This window comes from Nonomuraea sp. NPDC048882 (genome assembly GCF_040649755.1).
Lineage (GTDB): Bacteria > Actinomycetota > Actinomycetes > Streptosporangiales > Streptosporangiaceae > Nonomuraea > Nonomuraea maheshkhaliensis.
This window is the reverse complement of the sequence record NZ_JBEZGB010000001.1, coordinates 521,706-543,498: the sequence shown is the minus strand read 5'-3', so window position 1 is coordinate 543,498 and position 21,793 is coordinate 521,706. Positions and strand designations below refer to the sequence as shown.

Here is a 21,793-nt window from a genome sequence, read left to right as displayed (position 1 = left end):
ATTCATCGGATGACCAATGCCCCCTCGTCTGATGGAGCTAGGAGCAGGCATGCAGATCGTACGGTTCACCAGCCCTCTGACCAGCGCCGACGCTGTCGGGATCGATGACGGCGAGCAGGTGGTGGAGCTGGCCGGGATCACCACCGTGGGCGAGCTGCTCCGGTTGTCCTCCGATGAGCTGCGCCGGCGCTGCGCGGAGGCGGACGGACCACGGCACCCGTCCGGGTCGGTGCGGCGGCTGGCTCCCGTGGACGGGCGGATGGAGGTGTGGGCGGCCGGCGTCACCTACCGGCGCTCGCGCGAGGCCAGGGTGCTGGAGAGCGAGCGGGCCGCCGACGTGTACGAGCTGGTCTACGACGCCGAGCGGCCCGAGCTGTTCTTCAAGTCGGTGGCGTGGAAGGTGTCCGGCGACGGCGGGCGCATCTCGGTCCGCGAGGACTCGGGCATCGACGTGCCGGAGCCGGAGCTCGGGCTGGTGCTGAACGCGCACGGGGAGATCGTCGGCTACACGGTCGTGGACGACGTCAGCTCGCGCACCATCGAGGGGGTCAACCCGCTCTACCTGCCGCAGGCCAAGATCTACCTTGGCGCGTGCGCGGTGGGGCCTGCGATCAGGCCCGCGTGGGAGGTCGCGGACCCGTACGCGCTGGACATCTCGCTGAGCATCGCCAGGGCGGGGGAGACGGTGTGGGACGGCAAGGCGAGCACCTCCCAGCTGAACCGGCGCCTCGACGACCTGGCCGGCTACCTGTTCCGCGCCGACTCCTTCCCCGACGGCGCGGTGCTCGCCACCGGGACGTGCCTGGTGCCCGACCTGCCCTTCACGCTCCAGGACGGCGACACGGTGACCATCGGCATCGGCGAGATCGGCACCCTGACCACCACCGTGGTCAAGGGCCTGGCCGCCATGAGCTGAGCGCGGGGACGCTCCCGCTCGGAGGCGGGAGCGTGCCCTCTCACCAGGGTGACGGGGCCGGAGGCGGGACCACCGGCGGGCGGTCGTCACAGGTGATGGTGTTCGGCAGCAGCCACGGCGCCAGCCAGCCCCCGTCGTTCCCGCCCCGATCCGTCAGCGAGAACTCCGACCCGGTCGCGGGGAAGCCGAACGAGCCGCAGTTGTTCACCCCGACTGCCCCGACGTTGCGCGCGTCGACGTTCTCGAACGTGGCCGACCCCTTCACCCGGGCGCTGACCACGGAGGTGCCGGTGCCGTCCACCCGGATGTCCTTGAAGCGCACGTTCGTGATCGCGTACAGATCCTTCACCGACCACTCGCTGACCAGCATGATCGCGTTGTAGGTGTTGTCGAGGAAGTCGTTTCCGGTCACCCGGACGTCGGCGGCGATGTCCCGCTCCAGCGCGTAGAACCAGATGGCACCCAGGCCGATGTTCCAGTTGAGCTCGTAGGTGCCGGATCTGACCGTCGTGTTGCCGGTGATGTCGAGCCGGCCGGTGAACGGTTCCGCGCCGAAGCGGGAGCCCACCTGGAGGGCGCTGCCCTCCCTGACCGGGTCGGCGATCAGGTTGCCGGAGATCGTGTTGTCGCCGCCGCCGTAGACGGCGATGCCGTTGGCCAGCACGGGGCTCTGCACGGTGTTGCGGGCGAACGTGTTGCCGGTGTTCTGGATCTTCTCCGACCACATGGCCAGGGCGTCGTCACCGGTGTTGCGGAGGAAGTTGTCCGCCACGAGCGAGTTCGTCACGCCGGTGTGGAAGTTGATCGCGTCCGCGATCTGGTCGACGATGACGTTGTTCGTGATCCGCACGTTGCTCATCGGGCCGTCGAACCACATGCCGACCTTGGTGTGGCGCAGGTGCAGGCCGTCGATCGTGGAGTCGCTCATCGCGCCGCCGATGCCGTTGACCTGGTCGGTGTCGATGCGCTCGCGTACGTCGCCCTCGATCGCGAACCCCGACAGGTGCACGTTCCTGCTGCCGCCGTCGGCGGCGTCCCGGCCGTAGAAGCCGACGCCGGTGTGCGTGGAGCCGTCGGGGGCCGGGCCGGGCAGGGCGGTCTCGCGGCCCTTGATGATCGTGTACCAGCTGCCCGCGCCGGTGATGGTCACGTCGTCGACGATGATGTGCCGATTGATCTGGTACGTCCCCGGCGGCACGTACACCTTCAGCCGCTTGCGCTTGGCGAAGGCGATGGCCCGGTCGAACGCCCCGGCCGCGTCCCGCCGCCCCGTGGGGTCGGCGCCGAAGGCCAGCACGTTGGCCGCGAGCAGCTCGATCCGGGGCGGGCCGACGAGCTCGGAGTCGAGCAGGTCGATGACCGTCCACGCGGCCGCGCTCCCGGCCGGGGCGGTCAGCCGTACCTTGTCGCCCGCCCGGTACGTCCGCTTCAGCAGCAGGCGCTGCTCGTCGTAGAAGTGGCTGGGCCGGAACGGCTTGGGGATCACGGGCGGCGGGGTGGTGGCGGCGGGCACGCACGAGCACTCGGTGATCCACCAGTCGGGATGCAGCAGGCCGGCGCCGGGGTCGTTGGAGAACGGGTACTGGTTGTAGAGCCAGGCGTACTGCGACGTGAGCGTCATCGTGGTGCGGTCGCGGCCGTTGACCGTGACGTCGAGGGGCGCGGTGATGCCGCCTCCGCCGGGCGCGTCGGGGATGCTGTAGCGGACGGTGATCGCGTTCGCCCTGGCCGGCAGGGTGAACTCCACGTGCCGGCCCGGCTCCAGCCGGACCGCCCTGCGCCCCGACGCCTCGGCGGGCAGCGTGTACGCGTCGCGGCCCGGCCCGATGACGGTGCCGTTCGTCGTCGCGTTCTCCGCCTCCTGCTCGGCGAAGGCCACCCGGGCGCCCCGGCCCGCGACCAGGGCGGGATCGAGTCCAGCCCTGGTGACGACGGGCGCCGTTGGGGCGGACCCGGCAGTGGACTCTGTGGCGGACTCGGTGGCGGACTCTGTGGCGGACTCTGTGGCGGACTCTGTGGCGGACTCGGCGGCGGACTCGGCGGCGATCGGGCTGGCCGCGACGGGGCCGGTGAGGCTCAAGGTCAGGGCGGCGACGGTGGCCGCGGTGAGGGTGCGACGCATCGCGTCCTCGTTTCTCTCGGGGGGTGAGGCGACAGTAGGCCGCTCGCACACCCCTCGACAAGACCCTGTGAACTACTTTCGGCTACTCCTCAAATTCTTGCGTCAGCGACGCAAACAGCTTGCGGAAATTACGTCGGACTACCAGCCCCACGGATCGTTCTCGGACGAGGGACCGAACTGGGCCGCCTCCTCGCGCAACCGTCCGGCGCGGTCGCGCAGGTTCTCGGCGGTGGCCAGGCACGAGTCCTCCAGCTCGCCCAGCTCACGGCGGAGCGAGCGCGCCCGCGTGAGGAACCGCTGCGCCGCGGGCCCCCTCCAGTACGGCTCGCAGTCGCCGGGCTCGGCCGGGATCCCCTCGAAGGCGTCCGCGAGCCCGCGCGCGTAGCGGGTGAAGGCAGCCGCCAGCGACTCCTTCTCGGCCGCGTCGCGCAGCAGTTGGTGCTTGGTGAGCATGCTCAGCGGCCCTCGATCTCCAGCGCCGCGCCGAGCCCGCGCACGACGGTACGCCAGGCCCGCTCCCGCAGCCCGTCCACGCCGGCGCCCGGCTTCAGTGCCTCGTGCACCGCGCTCGCCAGCGGCTCCGCGCAGCCGGGATCGCCGGTCGCGGCGTCCAGCAGGACGCGGGCCTCGTCCTGGTGCTCGGCCAGCAGTTGCTGGAACGCCAGCGGATCGCCCTCGTACGCCCGCACCAGCGCACGCGGGCTCCAGCCAGGGGCGGGCGGCCGGCCGAGCAGGCCCGTCGCCACCCGGTTCAGCATCGCGCCCGACTGCCCCGCGAGGGTGACCAGGTTCGTCAGGACATCGGGAGGGGCACTGTCCACCAGCTCATACCATTCGTCCCCAAGCCGCCCGGTCCGCTCCGCACTGGCGAACGCCTCAGCCAGCACCCGCCCACCCACCGATCCGCTGTCAGTGACCGGCCCGCCTTGGGGCGGTACGGCGTGGTCGGCCGGGCCGGCGCCGTCCGCAGGCCCGCCGCTGTCCGAGGTGGCGTGGCCCGACAGCAGGCGGGTGAAGGCGTCGGGTCCGATGGCCGCCAGCAGCGCCGCCGCGTAGGCGGGATCACCGGTCCTGCCCTCGGCTCCGGCCAAGGCTCGATCGACCACGCCGCCCGCCTCCTCGCCGCTCACTTCAGCCCCGGTCGCCGGCTGGTCCAGGGCCTGGAGGACGGCGCGCGCGGTCCGTTCCGCGGCCAGCACCGCCTCGGTCGCGCTGCCGAACGGGAACGTGCCGGTGAGCATGCCTCTTTCCCGCACCGGCACAAGCTGCTCCAACGTGTCGACGCGCCACTTCAGGTCCTGCTGGGACTCGTGGTAGAACTCCCAGGCGCGGCGCATGGCCGTGGTGCCCCGGTGACCGGCCCAGTCCTGGCCCGCCTCGGCGATGGCGGCGTCCAGCCCGGGTCGCGTCCGGCCCAGGACCCCCTTTCCCGCCTCCAACCGGCGGATCAGCTCTTGTGCCCAGCGGGGGTCGATCCCTACGAACTCCCCCATGAACCCTCCCAGAGGGGCTATTTGCCAGGCGGGAGTCAAGCACATCAGAGGCGCCGCACGACACGCGTTTCACAGAACGGGAATCGCCGCCCTCAGATCACGCACCGAGCCGGCCGCGCTGAGCCAACCGTGCCGAGCCGCGCCGCGTCTCTGGACGCCCGTGCTCATCCCGATGCGCTCTCCTTCTCGAACGAGCTCAGCGTGGGGTCGTAGTCGAGGGCGCCGATGTCGTACATCGGAGTCATCCAGTGGTAGAAGTTGTCCCCCCGCTCCCGCAGCAGGTCGTACAGCCGCCGCATCATGCGCCGCCGGACCGGAGCCAGCTCGGGATGGGTGTACCGGTTGCTCAGCTCGTGCGGGTCGGTACGCAGGTCATACAGCTCGTTGACCGACTCCGGGTTGACGACGAGCTTGTAGCGGTCGTCCCTGATCATGCGCTGCGGGTACGGGAAGTGGTGGCCGTGATACTCGGCGAGCAGCTCGCCCGGCCACTCGGGGCGTTCGCCGCGCACCAGCGGCACCAGGCTGCGGCTGTCCACGGCCGGCCCCGTGTCGCAGCCGGCCAGCTCCAGGATCGTCGCCGTGCAGTCGGTCAGCGACACGAACTCGTCCCTGACCTGCGGCGGCGCACCCGGGATCCGGATGACGCCGGCGATGCGGTAGATGTCCTCGTACATCGCCGGCCCCTTGTCGTGCAGCCGGTGCGCGCCGGTGAACTCGCCGTGGTCGGAGGTGAAGAACACCGACGTCCGATCGGTCAGCCCCAGTTCGTCCATGCGGTCGAGGATGCGGCCGATCTGCTGATCGATGAGCGTGACGTAACCCCAGTAAACCGCGATCAGCTTGCGGCTGACCTCGATCGGGATCGTGTCGAACGTCCAGTGCGCGCTGTAGTTCCGCTGCACCGGCGGCTTGCCCTCGAACGTCTCCGCGATCGACGGAGGCAGCTCCACCAGAGCGGGGTCGTACATGTCGAAGTACTCGTCCGGCAGCAGGTACGGCAGATGCGGCCCGAAGAAGTGGGTGGCCAGGAAGAACGGCCGCCCGTCGGCCGCGTACCGCTCCAGGTGCTCGATCGCCCTGGTCGCCAGGTAGTGCTCGAACGTGGCCTCCACCGGCTGGTGCAGCCGCGCCGCCAGCAGGTTGCCCTGGTTGCCGTTGGGCGTGGTGCCCCGGATCAGGTCCGAGATCCGGTACGGCGGCAGCCCCCGCTCCTCCAGGTAGGCCAGGTAGTCGGGGTGGTCGACCGGGTTGTGCCAGCCGGGCAGGTCGGGGCCGTCGAAGCCGTACGAGGCGGCGTTGCGCGTGGTGCCCCCGTGCCACTTGCCGATCAGCCCGAGCTGGTAGCCGCGCTCCTTCAGCGCCTCGGGGAAGGTGAACGCGTCCTCCCGCAGGTCCTCCAGATAGCCGACGTTGCGCTCGTAGTTCGCCAGCAGCCGGTGCCGGAACGGCGCCTGCCCGGTGAGCAGGCTGGCCCGCGCCGGCGTGCAGATGGCCGTCGGCGTGTAGAACCGGTCGAAGCGGGTGCCGGTGGCGGCCAGCCGGTCCAGGTTCGGCGTGGCGACGTGCGGGTTGCCGTAGCAGCCGAGGGTGTCGACACGGTGCTGGTCGGTCATCAGGAACAGCAGGTTCACTTCGTGAAGGCCTTCGTGTAGAGATCGCCGGTGTAGTACGTCGCGGGGTCGGGCCTCGACTTGAGCTGGCCGGTGCTGACGAAGAAGTCGCCCAGGCTGTTCAGCCACTTGGCGACGGTGCCGTCCTTGGTCTTGGCGACCAGGTCCTCGGTCGTCATCGTCTGGACGTTCGCCGCGTCGGCCTTGACCTTGGCCGGGTCCAGCTTGAGCAGCGCGGCCGACTCGGTGATCGCCTCCTCGGGATGCGCGGCCCGCCAGTCGTTCGCCTCCTGCAGCACCTTGATCACCTTGCTGGTGAGCGCGTCGTCCACCTTCGTGCCGCCCACGAACGCGGTCGGGAACGAGCTGTCGGGCCACTCCTTGGTGCTGGCCAGCTCCACCATGTCCGGCACCTGTCGCTTGATGTTGTCGATCAGCGGATACCAGATGCCCGCTCCGTCGATCTGCCCGGCCGCGAACGCCGAGACCACGGTGGCCGGGTCCATCCGCACCTTCTGGATGTCCTTGACCGTCATGCCGGCCTTCTGCAACGCCAGGTTGAGCACCATGTCGCCGGACGTGCCCTCGGGCACGCCGACCTTCTTGCCCTTCAGGTCCTGGATCGTCGTGATGCCGGGCCGGCCGATGACGCGGTCGGCGTAGGCGAGCGTGTTGATCGCGACGACCTTGGCCTTGCCGGTGGCGGGCAGCCACATCGCGCCCGGGCCGATGTAGCCGAAGTCGAGGTCGCCGGCGCCGAGCGCCTGGATCTGCAGCGGCCCGTTGGTGAAGACCTTGATCTCGGGGGTGAGGCCCTGCTTGTCCCACAGGCCCTGCTTGTCGGCGATGGCGAGCAGGCTCGCGCCGTTGTAGTCGCTGATGTAGCCGAACCTGACCGTGGAACCGTCGTCGGAGCAGGCGGTCACGGACAGTGTCAACAGGCTCACCGCGGCGGCGGCCATCAGGGCGCGGCGAAGAGAACGCATGGCGGATCAGTCCTTTCTCGGGGGGTCGTTCAGGCCGCTGACGCGGCGGGTGTCTGAGGCCGGACGCGGCGGGTTTCAGGCTGGGACGCGGCGGGTTTCAGGCCGCGGACGCGGCGGGCGCCTGGTGGTAGACGGCGTGCCAGACCTCGTTGCGGATCCGCCCGAACTCGGGCGAGAGCCGCATCTCCTCGGTCCTCGGATAGGGCAGGTCCACGTCGATGATCCGCTGGACGCGGCCGGGCCTGGCCGCCATCACGATCACCCGGCTGGCCAGGTAGACGGCCTCGTCCACGTCGTGGGTGATGAACATGACCGTGCGCTGGTCCTGGCTCCAGGTGTCGAGCAGCTGGTCCTGCAGCTGCACCCGGGTCAGCGCGTCCAGGGCGCCGAACGGCTCGTCCATGAGCAGCACCTGCGGGTTCACCGCGTACGCGCGGGCGATGGCGCAGCGCTGCTTCATCCCGCCGGACAGCGTCTTCGGCAGCGCGTCGGCGAAGTCGGACAGCCCGACCAGCTCGATCGCCCGCTCGGCCCGCCGCCTGCGCTCCTCGGCCGGCAGCTCCATGAGCTTCAGCCCGAACTCGACGTTCTTGCGCACGGTCAGCCACGGGAACAACGCGTACTGCTGGAAGATCACCCCCCGGTCCGGGCCAGGGCCGGTGACGGGCCTGCCGTCCACCAGCGTCTCGCCCGCGCTGGGCTCGACCAGCCCGGCGGCCATGCTCATCAGCGTGCTCTTGCCGCACCCCGACGGGCCCACGACCGTGACGAACTCGCGGTCGGCGATGTCCAGCGACACGTGGTCCAGGGCCGTGAAGGTGCCGTCCTTCATCGGGTAGGTCTTGACCACGTCCCTGAACGAGATCTTGGCGTTCATCGTCGCTCCTGCCAGTCGGTGAGGCGGCGCTCGGCGAGCAGCAGCAGCCGGTCCATCAGCAGGCCGAGCACGCCGATGGCGATCAGGCCCACGAAGATCGTGGACAGGTCGTAGTAGAGCTGGGCCTGCTGCATCCGGAAGCCCAGGCCCTCCTGGGCCGCGATCAGCTCGGCGGCGACCAGCGTGCCCCAGGCCGAGCCGAGCCCGACCCGCATCCCGACCAGGATGAACGGCGTCGAGGCCGGCACCACGACCTTGAGGAAGATCGTGCGGTCGGACGCGCCGAGCACCCTGGCGGCGTTAATCAGCGTCTTGTCCACGTCCACCACACCCTGGAACGTGGCCACGACGCTGGACAGGAACGACGCCAGGAAGATCACGAAGACCTTCGGCACCTCGCCGATGCCCATGAGCACGATGGCCAGCGGGATGATCGCCAGCGGCGGGATGGTGCGGAAGAACTGCACGTACGGCTCCAGCAGGCCGCGCGCGGTGGCGTACCAGCCCATCAGGAAGCCGATCGGGACCGCCAGCAGCGTGCCGAGCAGGAAGCCGAGCAGCACCCTGCGCAGGCTGGCCAGGGCGTCGAGCGGGAGGGTGCCGTCCGAGAGCAGCTCGGCGGCCTTGCCCGCCACCTCCACCGGCCCTGGCAGGCCCTGGACGCCGATGCCGGCCAGCAGCGTCCAGACGGCCAGGCCGATGACGACCGCGATCAGGTTGAGCGCGACGGCGCGCCGCGAGCGTTTGGGGCCGCGCCGCGCGACCGGGGCCGGCGACGACTTGCCCAGCGCGGTCAGCTGGGTCATGGGTGCCTCGTTTGCGTCATGGAGGGGACCTCCGCCAGGTCGGGCCCGGCCGGATAGCGGGAGAGCAGGGGGGATTCGTGCAGGACGAGGGCGATGCCGCCGAGCGCGCCGGCCACTTCGCCGAGCGTGGCGCGGCGCAGGCTCACGCGGTGCCGGGAGACCGGCATGACGTGGTCGTGCAGCGCCCGCTCTATCGGGCCGATCAGCGCGGGGCCGGTCTCCGTGAGCTCGCCGCCGACCACGATCACGCTGGGGCCGATGGCGTTGCAGACGGCGGCGAGCACCTCGCCGATCCTGGCGCCGACCCCGCTCAGCAGGGTCAGCGCGGCCGTCTCGCCCGCCCTGACGGCCTTGACCAGCTCAGGGATGTCCGCGGCCTGGCCACCGGCGCCGCGGTAGGCGTCCAGCACGGCTCTGATCGACGCGACGGTCTCCAGGCAGCCGGTGCCGCCGCAGTCGCAGCGGGAGCCGCCCGGCTCGACCGTGATGTGGCCGAACTCGCCGGACAGCCCGTACGCGCCGCGGTGCAGGGATCCGCCGACCACCAGCCCGCCGCCGACGCCGTGGGACAGGCGCAGGTAGAGCACGTCTTGGCCGCCCGCGGCCGCGCCCCAGATGGCCTCGCCCAGCGCGGCCAGCCGGGTGTTGTTGTCGAGCAGCACGGGGACGCCGAACCTCTGGCGCAGCAGCAGTTGCGCGGGATGTGGCGCGGAGTCCGGCTCGTCCTGCTCGCCGTACTGTTCTGGGCGGTCCTCGACCTGGGCGCCGACCACGCCGACGCCGATCGCGGAGAGCGCGCCCAGCCGCAGCGCCCCGGAGCCGGCCCCGGTGAGCGAGCCGACCAGCCGCTCGGCCAGCGCGACCCGCTCCTCCCACGGCAGGTCGGCGTCGTGCGGCTCGCTGGCCGAGCCGACGATCTCGTGGGCCACGTTGACGGCCGCCACGTGCAGCCCGCGGCGGGCGAAGTCGATGCCGATGGCCTGCCCGGCGTCCGGGTTGAGGGTCAGCGTCTCGGCCGGCCTGCCGCGCCCGCGCGGCGCGTCCTGCGAGGTGGCGGTGACGACGGCGCCCTCGGCGACCAGCTCCGCGAGGATGTCGTAGAGGGTCGTGCGGGACAGCCCGCAGTGCTTGCCCAGCTCGCCCCGGCTGAGCGGGCCGTGCTTGCGCAGCAGCCCGAGCACGAGCTCTTCGTGCCCGCGCCGGAGTTGCGACAAGGGGCCATGGGGTTGTGCCATGACGCTGAGTCTGCCGACGCCCGAGCTTTTTCGTCAATAACCCGGAAAAAACATTTCCGTCTCGGGAGTGGGCGCTGTGAGCTGGGATGGCGGGGGATTCGGGGCGGTTTGCGACGATCGTAACGTTCGCGTAACGGGAGCTCTGTGACGCTCCGAGCCCGAGCGACGCGTGGGTCGGGCTCGGGCTCGGGCTCGGGGTGTGGTGGGATCAGTCGCGGTTGGGGACCGCCATCTCGCCCAGCTCGGACCAGTCGTCCTGGTCGAGGGTGGCGTTGACGATGCGGGGAGTCTCGGCGAGGTGTCGCGGCAGCGTCTGCTGGGCCTGCTTGAAGTGTGCCGACTGGACGTGCGCCGCCCCCGCCTCGCCGTCCCTGAACGCCTCCACCAGCACGTATTCTGCCGGGTCGTCGAGGCTGCGCGACCAGTCGAACCACAGGCAGCCCGGCTCGGTGCGGGTCGCGGCGGTGAACTCGGCGGTGATCTCGGCCCAGCGCTCGGCGTACTCGGGCAGGACGCGGAACTTCGCGGTGATGAAGATCATCGAATCGGCTCCCTTGATCGGCGGCGTTACCGGACGAGCCTAGCGACGGATAATTCTCTATATCTCATGTAGGAAATGTTGACTTTGCTGCGCGGGGCTCGTAGCTTCGTACGCATGAGGACTCCGGTGTGCTGTCATGGGACGAATCGTTCGCCGGGCTGGACGTGCGGACGCGCGAGAGGCTGCAGGAGACCCTCGCTCGCGTCCGGCAGCACACCGGCACAACCATCGCCTTCGTCGCGAGGGAACGGAAGGTGGCGGCCCACCATGGCTGAGACGACACGCCGGTACGCGGCGCAGGACGCGCGCGAGGGCGACGTCCACTGGTACGACCTGCCGGACGACGAGGCGGAGGAGCTGTTCCCCGCCGTCGTGGAGAGTGCTGTCCTGGAGAGTGCCGTCGTGGAGAGTGAGGAGGCGGTGACCCGATGACCGTGGTCGCCCTGGTCGGCAACCCCCGCGAAGGCTCCAGGACCCTGACCGCGGCCACCGAGGCGGCCCGCGCCGTCGCCCTGCGCCTCACGACGGACGAGCCCGGTTCGCCGCTCGGCGCGCCTGCGAACCGTGCATCTGGGAGCGGCGCATCCGGGAGCAGGGCATCCGGGAGCGGCGCATCCGGGAACGGGACGGCGGGCGGCGGATCCGCGGAGCTCGGGGCCGCGGATCCGCACGCCGGCCGGCCGTACGAGGTGGTGGATCTGTCGGCGCTCGGGCCGCACCTGCTCGCCCCCGGCGCCCACCCCGGCGTCGAGGTGGCGCTGGAGCTGGTACGGGCGGCGAGCGTGCTGGTGGTGGCCAGCCCGACGTACAAGGGCACCTACACCGGCCTGCTCAAGTCGTTCCTCGACCGGCTGCCCCCGCAGGCGCTGGCGGGCGCGGCCGCGCTGCCGCTGCTGGTCATGGGGGACGCCAAGCACGCCCTGGCGGTGGAGGTGCACCTGCGCCCGCTGCTGGTGGAGCTGGGCGCGAGCGTGCCCACGCCGGGACTGGCGTTCCTGGAGTCGGACTTTTCCCGGCTGGAGGAGGTCGCGGCGGCCTGGGCCGACCGGATCGCCCCCCAGGTACGCGCGATCACCGCACTCGGGAACGCGGCTCCGGCCGCCGTTTCCCGGAGCGGCGCATAGTCCTCCGCGCGTTATTCGAGATGCGACCGGAAATGGCCTGACCGGAAAATCAGTTTCTTTTCCCGATCTTCATTTCTAAACTCGAATTTCGTGGACACCCCAACTCTTCTCCACCATTTCCGGACTCATGACGTTCCGCTGGTTCTGGCCAGGAGCGGCGAGCCGGTCTGGGACGACGCGGAGCTCCACCGGACTGCCCAGCTGAGCGACCCGGAGGGGTACGCGCTGCTCGCGCTGGTGCCCGGTGTGCTCCCCTGGCAGCGCGCCCGCGTGCTGCTGCGGACGCTGGCCGCCACGCAGGACGGCCTGGACGAGCGGACCCGCGCCGCGCTGGCCAAGGTCACCAGGGCGCTCATGTTCGGCCTGCCGCCCGCGTACGCGCTCACCGCCCTGCTGGCGCTGCGGCGGCTGCGGGCCAACCACAAGCACGTCACCCGGGCCGTCGTCGCGTTCGTCCTGGAGCACCCGGAGGCGGACGCGCTGATCGAGGCACGCCGTCCCGCGCTGGTCGACTGCTTCGAGCACGCGCTCGGAAAGACGACCGCCCGCGCCTGCGCCCGCCTGATCGCCGAAACGGCCGAAGCCACCCAAGCCACCCAAGCCACCGAAGCCACCGAAGCCACCCAAGCCGGCGAAACCGCCGGAATCACGGAAACGGCCAAGGGCGACGGCGGCCGGTACCTGCACAGGAGTCTGCTGCGCTTCACCGCCGACCCCGTGCTCGCGACCAAGCGGCTGCGCGCGCTCTACGCCCCCGGCACGTACGGCGTGCCGGCCCCGCAGGAGCCGCCCGCGCCGCTCGACCCGGTCAGGGAGTACCCGCCGATCGTCACCCCCACCAACCGGGGCGACATCGCCGCCACGCTGGTCCACCTCTACCAGGGCGGACCGGCCGCCGAGCTGGGCCCGGCCCTGGCCGGATACGTGGCGGCGGCGACGCGCGGGCTGCCCAGGCTGGACGCGAGCGTGGCCATGGTGCTGGACACGTCCGGCTCCATGCGCGGGTACGGCGAGCGCGAGTGGGCCGTCATGTCGCAGGCCGTCGCGCTGCGGCTGGTGCTGGCCGAGATCTGCGACCGGTTCACGGTCGTCGAGACCGGCGGGAGCGAGCGGGCCCCGATGGGCTCGGCCGACCTGGCCTGCGGGCTGCTCGACGCGCTCGGCACCGGCCCCGACCTGGTGGTGGTCGTCACCGACGGCTACGAGAACCACCTGCCGGGCGACCTGGCGCGGGTGGCGTCCACGCTGCCCCGCGCCGGCGTCACCACGCCCGTGGTGCGCTGCCTGGCGGCGTTCACCAGGGGCGACGACCTGACCCTGCGCGACCCCGCGCCCGCCCTGCCCGGGCAGGCGTTCTGGCACCAGGACGACTTCGCCGGGCTGCTGGCGTGGATGTTCGCCCACTGCGCGCCCGGCGTGGAATGGCTCCGCGCGACGATGCTCGGCCGACTGGAAGGAGGAAGGACATGACGAGCCTTGCCACACTCCTGCCCGAGCCGCTCGACCTGGGCGGCTACCGGGCGGGCACCCCGCAGCGCGCAGGCGCGCTGACCATGGTGCCGGTCTACGGGCCGGCCCGTCCCGGCATCGTGCCGCCCCGCTCCGGGCTGAAGCTCAAGCGGGTCGTCGGCTACGGCCAGGTGGAGCTGTCGAACGGCGCCCGCGAGGGCGTGGCGATCGTGCCGCTGCACATCGGCTACATCCAGGACGCCGCCCAGAACCACGCCCTGTGCGCCTCGGCGCTGCTCGGCGCCGGGCAGACCAGGCGCTTCGACGACGCCTGCTGCGTCCAGGCCGCTCAGGGCGGCTACCTGGAGGGCCGCGACCAGTGGTTCTTCGTGCTGCCGGCCGAGCTGCGCGCCAGTGCGCTGGCGCTGCGCGGGCAGCGCAACTACGCGAAGCTGTGGGAGGAGATCAGCGAGCTCAACCGCGCGTGCGGGCTGCCGTCCAGGGGCCACCTGGAGCAGATCCTGTCGCGCAGGCGGGCCACGCTGACGCAGTTCCAGAGCCGGCTGGAGCTGATGCCGGGGCAGCTCGGCGCGCTCTTCTTCGTCGGTGACCGGTTCGCGGGGCTGGAGCTGGCGCCCGACTCCGCCTACTTCGCCGAGGTGTGGACGGCTCTGGTGTGCTTCGCGTACGGAGTGGCGGCCTGGCGGCTGGAGCCCGAGCCGGAGGAGGCGCGGCCGTACGAGGCGGAGAGCCTGGCCGAGCTGCGCGCCGAGCTGGCGCGCGACCGGGCGGTGCGGCTGGCCGAGGTGGCCTCCTGGATGCCGGCGCCGGCCCGCGACGTGCGGCTGGCCGAGGAGGAGCGCTACCTCGACCTGCGGCTGTCCACGCTCACCGCCGACGGGCTGGCCGGGCAGGTGGTCACCGAGCACGGGCGGCCGGTGTACGCCTCCGTCTTCGCCACAGCGTGAAACCGGTGTCTTCGCCACAGCGTAAAACCGGTTGCGACGCTCGCGGGGGCGGCGTTGAATGATCGGTGCGGGAACTGCTCCGGGCGCGGCGGCAAAAACCCTCATTCCATGTAAGGGATGGTCGCTACGGACGACTCTTCGTGTCGCCGAGGCGCCGGACATCTGTCCCGCACTTTTCAACTGCTTATACGCTGATATTTCTCGTTTTACAAGATCTTGTCAGCCAGGGTCGGTGATGTTACCTCTGTCGGGAGATGCGCGAAAGCTGCGCATCCCTGACACGCAGGAGGGAAAACGTGTCGACCAAGCCCTGGTTACGCAGCACACTCATCGTCGCCGCGCTCACAGCGTCGGCTCTGCCCGTAGCGGGGGCGGCCCGGGGAGAACCCGGCGGGCAGGCCGCCGTCGTCCATGACTTCCAGGCCGAGAACCACGGCGAACCCGACGTGGACAACCGCCAGGGCCGGGTGCCGCCCCCGGCGGCGGCCAACCGGCGCGGCGCGGCCCCGGACGCGCGCATCACCTGGAACGCTCTCGGCACCCCCGCCGCCGTCGTCAGCGCGAAACCGCTGGCCGAGGGATTGGGCTCCGACCCCGTCCAGGCCGCCAAGACCTACCTCAAGGACAACGAGAGCATCTTCGGGCTGACGGCCGAGTCCGTGGACGCCCTGGAGACGGTCGCGGTCAACCCGATCGGGGCGGGCGCGGCCGTACTGCTGCGCCAGCGCTTCGGCGACCTGCCCGCCGGCGTGGACGGCCTCGTCGCCGTCGGCGTCTCCGGCGGCCAGATCAGGCACGTGACGTCCACGCTGTCACGCAGCACGGAAGCGCCTCCGGCCGCCGCGATCACCGCGGAGCGGGCCATGGAGATCGCGGCCGCCGACGGCGGCATCGACCTGGCCACGGCGATCACCAAGCAGGCCACCCCGGTGGCGGTGCCGGCGCCCGACGGCGTGCACAACGCGTTCCAGGTGGTCCTGATCGGCGGCGCGCAGGGCGCCGAGGCGGGGTACACGACGCACGTGGACGCGGTCAGCGGCGCGATCCTGACCCGGGAGAACCTGGTCGACCACTTCGACCCGGAGAACCCGCACTGGGAGGCGTTCCCGTCCAACCCGCGCGACGACTACAGCTCGAAGGACACCCGCCAGACCTGGTGCTACGCGCCCGGCCCCGGCTGCGACTACGTCAGCGGCGGCGACCCCGGCACGGGCAAGGCGTGGGACGTGGACCACGCCACGAACGAGCCGACGAACACCAGCCTCGGCAACGCGGCCAAGACCTTCGAGAACCGGGCGAACGGCGACCCGTTCTCGGTCGGCACCCGATCCAACGTGGCCACCCCGAGCAGGAACTACGCCTACCCGTGGAAGAACGCCTGGTACAAGGCCAAGTGTGACCCGGCGGAGCTCGACCGGCCCGGCGAGGCCGACCTCGAGGCCGCCATCGCCAACCTGAACGCCATGCACAACCGCATGCACGACTGGTCCTACCGGCTCGGCTTCACCGAGACCGCCTGGAACATGCAGGTGGACAACGGCACGCGCGGCGGGCTCGGCAACGACCCCGAGCAGGGCAACGCCCAGGCGGGCGCACGGGTCCTGTCCGTACGCGACAACGCCAACCAGATCACCGGCCCCGACGGGGTCGCGCCGATCACGAACATGTACCTGTGGCAGCCGATCGCCGGCTCCTTCTACGCGCCGTGCGTGGACGGCGACTACGACATGTCGGTCATCGGGCACGAATACACGCACGCCATCTCCGGCCGCATGATCGGCGGGCCCAACGCCGGCTGGAGCGGCACCCAGCCCGGGGCCATGAACGAGAGCACCTCCGACCTGTTCGCCATGGAGTACCTCTACGAGTACGGCTTCCGCCCCTCGGGCCAGACCCCGTACGTCACCGGCGGCTACGTCACCGGCGACAAGGGGCGCGGCATCAGGAACTACGACATGTCGAAGTCGCCGCTCAACTACAGCGACCTGGCCTACGACATCGTCGGCACCCAGCCACACGCGGACGGCGAGATCTGGTCGGCCACACAGTTCGACGTGCGCGCGGCCTTCGTCAAGCGGTACGGCCAGGGCTCGGCCAAGCAGCAGAAGGCGTGCGCGGACGGCCGGACGCCGGTCGAGAAGTGCCCGGGCAACCGGCGCTGGGCGCAGCTCTCGTTCGACGCGCTGCTGCTGATGGCGACCGGCGCGGTCAGCTACGTCGACCACCGTGACGCGCTGCTGGCGGCCGACGCGATCCGCTTCGGCGGCGCGAACCAGGACATCATGTGGGGCGCGTTCGCCGAGCACGGCCTGGGCGAGGGCGCGGCGAGCAACGGCGCGAACGACGCCGACGCGACGCCGAGCTTCGTCGACCCGGCGGGCAGGAACGGCTCGCTGCAGCTCAAGCCCCTGGGCGAGGCGAAGGGCGCGGCGCTGCGGCTGTACGTGGGCGACTACGAGGGCCGCGTGGTCCCCGTCGCCGACACCGACCCGGCCACCCCGCTCGGTGACACGGTCGAGATGACCCCCGGCCAGTACGACTTCGTCGTCGTGGGCGCCGGCTTCGGCCACAAGCGGCTGAAGTACGCGGTCATCCCGGGCGTGAAGCTGCTGCTGCCGCTGGCGCTGACCCGCAACCACGCCTCGGCGGCGAACGGGGCGGCGGCGACGGGCGACGGCGTCAACCAGGCCAGGCTGATCGACGACACCGAGGCCACGAACTGGGCCTCGCTCACCGGCGCGCCGGCGGGCAAGTCGGTCGTGGTGGACCTGGCGGGCGACCGTCCGGTCAAGATCCGCCGGGTGCAGGTCAGCGCCCTGCTGCGGCCGAACGTCGGCGACCCGGCCGACCCGGGCGCGCAGAACCGCTTCTCCAGCCTGCGCTCGTTCGAGGTGCTGGCCTGCAGCGCGAACTGCGCCGACCCGGCCAGTTTCCGGAAGGTCTACACCAGCCGGACGAACGCGTTCGACGCCTCCCTGCCCAGGCCGAGGGGCGCCGACATGCTGATCAAGTCGTTCGACGTCAGGGACACGAACGCCACGCACCTGATGCTGCGCGCGCTCAGCACGCAGTGCACCGGCAACCCGCTGTTCGCCGGTGAGCAGGACGCCGACCCGAACTCCGCGACCGACTGCGCCACGGCCAGCCCGCAGCGGGACCAGGTCAGGGCGGCCGAGTTCCAGGCCTTCTCCCACTGATCCTTTCCGCAGTACGGCCCGCGTCCCGAACCGGGGCGCGGGCCCTTTTTTGCGTCTGATAGTTAGAGGTCGTACTATCTTGGGCATGGTTAGTCAGATATCGAACTATCGACGGGATGAGTCATGCGTACTCTGATCAGAAACGTCCGGGTCTTCGACGGCGAGCGGACCGTGACCGGCGCCGACGTCCTGATCGACGGCGCCCGCATCGCGGAGCCGGACGCGCCGGCGGGCGTGAAGGTGGACGTGAAGGTGGACGGCACGGGCAAGACGCTGCTGCCCGGCCTGATCGACGCCCACGCGCACGCCTTCGACGGCGACCTGGCCGAGGCGCTGCGGTTCGGCGTCACGACCGAGCTGGACATGAACAACCTGCCGCCCACCCTGGCCGTCCAGCGCCGCCTGGCCGCCGAGCGTGACGACGTCGCCGACCTGCGCAGCTCCGGTATGGTCGCGACCGCGCCAGGCGGGCACCCCACCCAGATCATGACCGAGGACGTGCTGCGCGCCTTCGGCAGCGACACCGGCCTCGACACGGTCGCCGACGCCGACCAGGCCAAGGCGTTCGTGGCGGCGCGGGTGGACGAGGGCGCCGACTACCTGAAGATCGCCGTGGACGACGGGGCGGTCTCCGGCATGCGGCTGCCGGTCATCAGCCCCGAGTTGGCCGCCGTGCTGGTGGAGGCCGGGCACTCCGCCGGGCTCAAGGTCATCGCCCACACCGTGACGGCCAGGGAGGCGCTGATCGCGCTGGACGCCGGCGTGGACGGGCTTGCGCATCTCTACACGGACGTGGACGAGGAGGGCACCGAGGACATGGCGGCCAGGGTCGCCGCGTACGACGTGTTCGTGGCCAGTACGATCACCTACATCGAGGCCGTCTCAGGCGACCCCTACGGAGCCGAGCTGCTGCGCGATCCGCGCGTCGCGGCGCGGATGTCGGAGCGGTCGAAGGCCACCTTCAGCCGGGAGTTCACCGGCATCCCCATGCACGCGCAGGGTGTCGTCAACGCCTCGCACGCGGCGTCCGCGCTGCTGCGGGCGGGCGTGCCGCTCCTCGCCGGGACGGACGCGACGCCGTTCGGGCCCGTGCACGGGGCGGGTCTGCACCACGAACTGCTCATGCTCACCGAGGCCGGGTTGACGCCCGAGCAGGCGCTGAGCGCGGCGACCAGCCTCACGGCGCGCTGCTTCGGCCTGTCCGACCGGGGCCGGATCGCGCCGGGGCTCCGGGCGGACCTGCTGCTCGTGGACGGCGACCCGACCAGCGACATCACGGCGACCAGGGCCATCGCGGACGTGTGGCGGGCCGGCGTACGCCAGTCGCAGGGGTGATCGGGGCGGCGGTGGCCGAGACGATGGGGGCGGCGACGGGGGCTAGGGCGACGGGGGCTAGGGCGACGGGGGCTAGGGCGATGGGGGCGGCGGTGGCCGGGGTGCGTGCGGCACTCTGGGGGCATGGACCTGATGGCGTGCGCGGGGGCGGCGTTCGGCTGGGATGACGGCGTCGTGGTGTCCGAGGGGCGGCGGGGGGCGCTGGGCCAGGTCTGGCGGGTGGAGACCGGGGCGGCGTCGTACGCGCTGAAGGAGATCTTCGGCGAGCCGCCGGCGGAGGCGCTGGTCGCGGCCGAACTCGCCTTCGCCAGGCGAGCGGCGGCGCATGGGGTGCGGCTCCCGGCGAGCCACCCGAGCCGCGACGGCCGCTACCTGGTGGAGACGCCTGGTGGGACGTGGCTGCGGCTGTACGACTGGATCGACCTGAGCCCGCTCGACCCGGCGGCCCCGGCCACACCGGAGGACCTGGGAGCGCTGTTCGCCCGGCTGCACCGCTGCGCACCCGCCGTCACCACCGAACCCGACGGCCAGGCCCCTGACCCCTGGTACCACCGCCCGCCCGCTCCCGGCGCATGGGACGAGGCGAGCGAGGCCGGCGCCGCTGAGCGGGCGCCCGCCCTCAGCGCGGCGGATGTTCCGTGGGGTGATCGGCTGCGGGAGCGGCTGGCCATGGTGCCCGAGTTGAGTGCCGTGGTCGGCCCGCCCGAGCCGGCCGCCCTGATCCTCTGCCATCGCGACCTGCACCCGGAGAACGTCCTGACCGGCCCAGACGGCGCGCTCGTGGTCGTGGACTGGGACCGCCTCGGCCCCGCCGAACCGGGGCGGGAGCTGGCCATGGCCCTGTTCGACTGGTTCTGCGACCCGGCGCCCGACCTGGACGCCATGCGTCGCATGTACCGGGCCTACCTGCGCGAGGGCGGGCCAGGCCGGATCACCCGCCCGGCCGACTTCTCCATGCTCGTCGCCTCCCGGCTGAACTTCCTGCTGCTCCAGACGCGCATCGCGCTCGACCAGGATGCCGAGCCGCGGCACCGCGCGTGGGCGGAGCGCGAGATCGACGAGGCGCTGCGCATCATGCCGGCCCCCGCCCAGTTGGCCGCCGTACTGGAGGCGCTGGAACAGAGCCGGGGCCCGGCGGACGACCGCCGGGCCCCGGGGCTCGCCTGACCTGGGATCACGCCCGGTAAGCCGGGCCCAAAAGATCCGGCGCAGAAGATCGGGCGCAGAAGATCGGGCGCGGGAGATCGGGCGCGGGAGATCGGGCGCGGGAGATCGGGCGCGGGAGATCGGGCGCCGTGGGGCAGGGCCAGGAGATCACGCTCAGTAGATGCGGTGCTTGCTGCCGCAGTGGTCGAACTTGCCGCCCCAGCAGGTGAACGTGTAGACCTTCTTGATCCCCTTGCCGTTCCAGCTGCCGACGGTCTTGTCGTCCCAGGACCGGTTGAACTTGTGCCAGCCGCCGTTCTGGTAGAACTCGAACCAGATCCAGCCCTTCTTGCCACCGCGCTTCTCCACGCCGTACCACTTCGTGTAGACCTTGCCGTGCGACTTCCAGGTCTTGCCGAAGGTGTAGGCCTTGCGGTCGCTGGAGAAGTACTTGCCCCAGTTGCCGAAGTTCGCGGTGCTGCTGACGGTGGCCGCCGCGGAGCCGGCGGCGGCGCTGGTGCTCGCCTGGGCGGTGGCCGGGCCGAGGGCGAGGCCGGTGAGGGCCGTCGAGCCTGCTATGGCGGCGATCGCGAAGAGCTTACGCATGTGGGTGTCCTCCCCTGTCGGTGCTGCCGGGTGGTCCGGCAAACAGGACAGTACGGAGATCCGCGCCGCCCAACTGCGGAGGAATCCACACATCAAGAGTGACCGCCGACACACCTCGGCGCTCGCCCGGCCACCGCTCGACCGGCCACCGCGCGACACGGCCACCGCTCGACCGGCCACCGCGCGACCGACCGCGCCGTACGGGACGGTTCGGGCGGGTGGCAGGCGCTACGCTGCAGTGCCGATCGCGTGCCGATCGCGTGCCGGTCGGTCGTTTGCCGGTCGTTCCCCTGAGGAGAGGACGCAGCGGATGCCCCACGCGGCCAGGCCCACGGTCACGCTGCACGACGTGGCCGCGGCGGCGGGCGTCTCGGTCGCCACCGCGTCCCGGGTCCTCGGCGGCAGCGCCAGGAAGGTCGCCCCCGAGTTCCAGGCCCGCGTGCTGGCCGCGGCGGCGGCCCTGCGCTACACGGTGGACGCCTCGGCCAGGGCGATGCGCCGGGCCAGCGACTCGATCGCGCTCGTCGCCGACGATCTCACGACCCCGAGCATGGGCCTGGTGGTCGCGGCGATGGAACGCGAGGCCCGCACCGAGGGGGCGTTCGTCACGGTGTCGTCAACGATGGGCGATCCGGAGCGCCAGTCGGAGACCGTCCGCGTGCTCAGGTCGCTGCGCCCGCGCGCCCTCGTGCTCACCTCCAACCGGCTGCTGGCCGCCGCCGCGGAGGACCGGCTGGTGAAGGAGCTGCTCGCGTACGAACGGGAGGGCGGCCGGGTCGCGGTCGTCGGCGAGACGGACCTGACGTTCGACACGATCGTCTTCGACAACGCTGGCGCCGCCCGCGCGATGGGTGCCTTCGTCGGCCGTGCCGGGCACCGGCGGGTGGCGATCTTCGTGGGCGCGGGGGACCGGCGGAACATGAGCGACCGCGCGGCCGGATTCGTGGCGGGCCTGCGTGCGGAAGGCGTCCGTGAGAGCGACATCGAGCTCGTGCCCTGCCGGGCCGACAGGGACGGCGGGTTCGCCGCCGCGCGCGAGCTGGCCGAGGCGGGGATGGATGGCAGGCAGGCGGTGCTCGCCGGCAACGACGCCATCGCGATCGGCGCGATGTCGGCCTTCCGTGCGGCCGGTCTCAGCGTGCCCGAGGACGTCTCGGTGACGGGGATCGACGACATCCCGCTGGCCTCCGACGTGACGCCGCGGCTGACGACGGTGGCGCTGCCGCTGGCGCGGGCGGGGGCCGAGGCGATCCGGTTCGCGGTGGGGGAGCGGGGGCCGGCCAGGCGGCTGGTCCTGGAGGGAAGGCTGATCATCAGGGACAGCGTCCGGCCCCGTCCGTGACGCGGGTGTCTTGACGCTCCGGGTCATGGGCGGGCAA

The 21,793-nt window shown here is 71.6% G+C and carries 19 protein-coding genes; 9 read left to right on the top strand and 10 right to left on the bottom strand.

Translation table 11 applies throughout. The features are described 5' to 3' along the window. Nucleotides 1–49: 49 nt before the first annotated feature. Nucleotides 50–916 carry a fumarylacetoacetate hydrolase family protein gene (locus AB0C27_RS02320; protein WP_357836543.1) on the top strand — a complete coding sequence of 289 codons (867 nt, stop codon included), beginning with the start codon at nt 50–52 and terminating at the stop codon, nt 914–916. 40 nt (nt 917–956) lie between these two features. Here AB0C27_RS02320 and AB0C27_RS02315 read toward each other — a convergent pair whose 3' ends face one another. From AB0C27_RS02315 to AB0C27_RS02275, 9 genes are all read right to left on the bottom strand, one after another. Continuing rightward, the gene (locus AB0C27_RS02315; protein WP_357836540.1) at nt 957–3,038 is read right to left on the bottom strand and encodes a glycosyl hydrolase family 28-related protein; all 2,082 of its coding nucleotides are present in this window, start codon (nt 3,036–3,038) and stop codon (nt 957–959) included. A 138-nt stretch (nt 3,039–3,176) separates the two neighbouring features. Next, a complete protein-coding gene (locus AB0C27_RS02310; protein WP_357836537.1) occupies nt 3,177–3,491 on the bottom strand; it encodes a hypothetical protein in 315 nt (104 codons plus the stop codon). Between the two features lie 2 nt (nt 3,492–3,493). Next, complete coding sequence (locus AB0C27_RS02305; protein WP_357836534.1) at nt 3,494–4,531, bottom strand: hypothetical protein; 1,038 nt, start codon at nt 4,529–4,531, stop codon at nt 3,494–3,496. A 164-nt stretch (nt 4,532–4,695) separates the two neighbouring features. Beyond that, a complete protein-coding gene (locus AB0C27_RS02300) occupies nt 4,696–6,165 on the bottom strand; it encodes a sulfatase-like hydrolase/transferase (RefSeq protein WP_357836531.1) in 1,470 nt (489 codons plus the stop codon). Then, complete coding sequence (locus AB0C27_RS02295; protein WP_357836528.1) at nt 6,162–7,130, bottom strand: aliphatic sulfonate ABC transporter substrate-binding protein; 969 nt, start codon at nt 7,128–7,130, stop codon at nt 6,162–6,164. Before AB0C27_RS02295 ends, AB0C27_RS02300 begins: the two co-directional genes overlap by 4 nt. Before the next feature lie 97 nt (nt 7,131–7,227). After that, entirely contained in the window at nt 7,228–8,007 is a 780-nt protein-coding gene (locus tag AB0C27_RS02290; RefSeq protein ID WP_357836525.1) for an ABC transporter ATP-binding protein, read from the bottom strand. Then, nucleotides 8,004–8,813: an ABC transporter permease gene (locus AB0C27_RS02285; RefSeq protein WP_357836523.1), complete on the bottom strand. Its 810-nt coding sequence runs from the start codon at nt 8,811–8,813 to the stop codon at nt 8,004–8,006. The genes AB0C27_RS02290 and AB0C27_RS02285 overlap by 4 nt, the downstream gene beginning before the upstream one ends. After that, the gene (locus tag AB0C27_RS02280; RefSeq protein ID WP_357836521.1) at nt 8,810–10,048 is read right to left on the bottom strand and encodes an ROK family protein; all 1,239 of its coding nucleotides are present in this window, start codon (nt 10,046–10,048) and stop codon (nt 8,810–8,812) included. The genes AB0C27_RS02285 and AB0C27_RS02280 overlap by 4 nt, the downstream gene beginning before the upstream one ends. 208 nt (nt 10,049–10,256) lie before the next feature. Then, nucleotides 10,257–10,589 (bottom strand): putative quinol monooxygenase, encoded by a 333-nt coding sequence (locus AB0C27_RS02275; protein ID WP_357836519.1) that lies wholly within the window; start codon nt 10,587–10,589, stop codon nt 10,257–10,259. 267 nt (nt 10,590–10,856) lie between these two features. Between AB0C27_RS02275 and AB0C27_RS02270 the strand changes: the two genes are divergently transcribed. The 7 genes from AB0C27_RS02270 (at nt 10,857) to AB0C27_RS02240 (ending at nt 19,829) form a co-directional block, all read left to right on the top strand. Continuing rightward, nucleotides 10,857–11,021: a hypothetical protein gene (locus AB0C27_RS02270; RefSeq protein ID WP_357836517.1), complete on the top strand. Its 165-nt coding sequence runs from the start codon at nt 10,857–10,859 to the stop codon at nt 11,019–11,021. Continuing rightward, nucleotides 11,018–11,713 (top strand): NAD(P)H-dependent oxidoreductase, encoded by a 696-nt coding sequence (locus AB0C27_RS02265; RefSeq protein ID WP_357836514.1) that lies wholly within the window; start codon nt 11,018–11,020, stop codon nt 11,711–11,713. Before AB0C27_RS02270 ends, AB0C27_RS02265 begins: the two co-directional genes overlap by 4 nt. A gap of 90 nt (nt 11,714–11,803) precedes the next feature. Beyond that, nucleotides 11,804–13,183 (top strand): hypothetical protein, encoded by a 1,380-nt coding sequence (locus tag AB0C27_RS02260; RefSeq protein WP_357836511.1) that lies wholly within the window; start codon nt 11,804–11,806, stop codon nt 13,181–13,183. Continuing rightward, a complete protein-coding gene (locus AB0C27_RS02255; protein ID WP_357836508.1) occupies nt 13,180–14,130 on the top strand; it encodes a DUF6569 family protein in 951 nt (316 codons plus the stop codon). Before AB0C27_RS02260 ends, AB0C27_RS02255 begins: the two co-directional genes overlap by 4 nt. 296 nt (nt 14,131–14,426) lie before the next feature. Next, a complete protein-coding gene (locus tag AB0C27_RS02250; protein WP_357836506.1) occupies nt 14,427–17,327 on the top strand; it encodes a M36 family metallopeptidase in 2,901 nt (966 codons plus the stop codon). A 123-nt stretch (nt 17,328–17,450) separates the two neighbouring features. Beyond that, complete coding sequence (locus tag AB0C27_RS02245) at nt 17,451–18,662, top strand: amidohydrolase family protein (protein ID WP_357836503.1); 1,212 nt, start codon at nt 17,451–17,453, stop codon at nt 18,660–18,662. 123 nt (nt 18,663–18,785) lie between these two features. Beyond that, nucleotides 18,786–19,829 (top strand): phosphotransferase, encoded by a 1,044-nt coding sequence (locus AB0C27_RS02240; RefSeq protein ID WP_357836500.1) that lies wholly within the window; start codon nt 18,786–18,788, stop codon nt 19,827–19,829. 153 nt (nt 19,830–19,982) lie between these two features. On the opposite strand, the gene AB0C27_RS02235 is transcribed toward AB0C27_RS02240, so the two are convergent. Next, nucleotides 19,983–20,414: a hypothetical protein gene (locus AB0C27_RS02235; protein WP_357836497.1), complete on the bottom strand. Its 432-nt coding sequence runs from the start codon at nt 20,412–20,414 to the stop codon at nt 19,983–19,985. A gap of 310 nt (nt 20,415–20,724) precedes the next feature. Here AB0C27_RS02235 and AB0C27_RS02230 point away from each other — a divergent pair, with 310 nt between their 5' ends. Further along, nucleotides 20,725–21,756 (top strand): LacI family DNA-binding transcriptional regulator, encoded by a 1,032-nt coding sequence (locus tag AB0C27_RS02230; protein ID WP_357836494.1) that lies wholly within the window; start codon nt 20,725–20,727, stop codon nt 21,754–21,756. Nucleotides 21,757–21,793 lie beyond the last annotated feature (37 nt).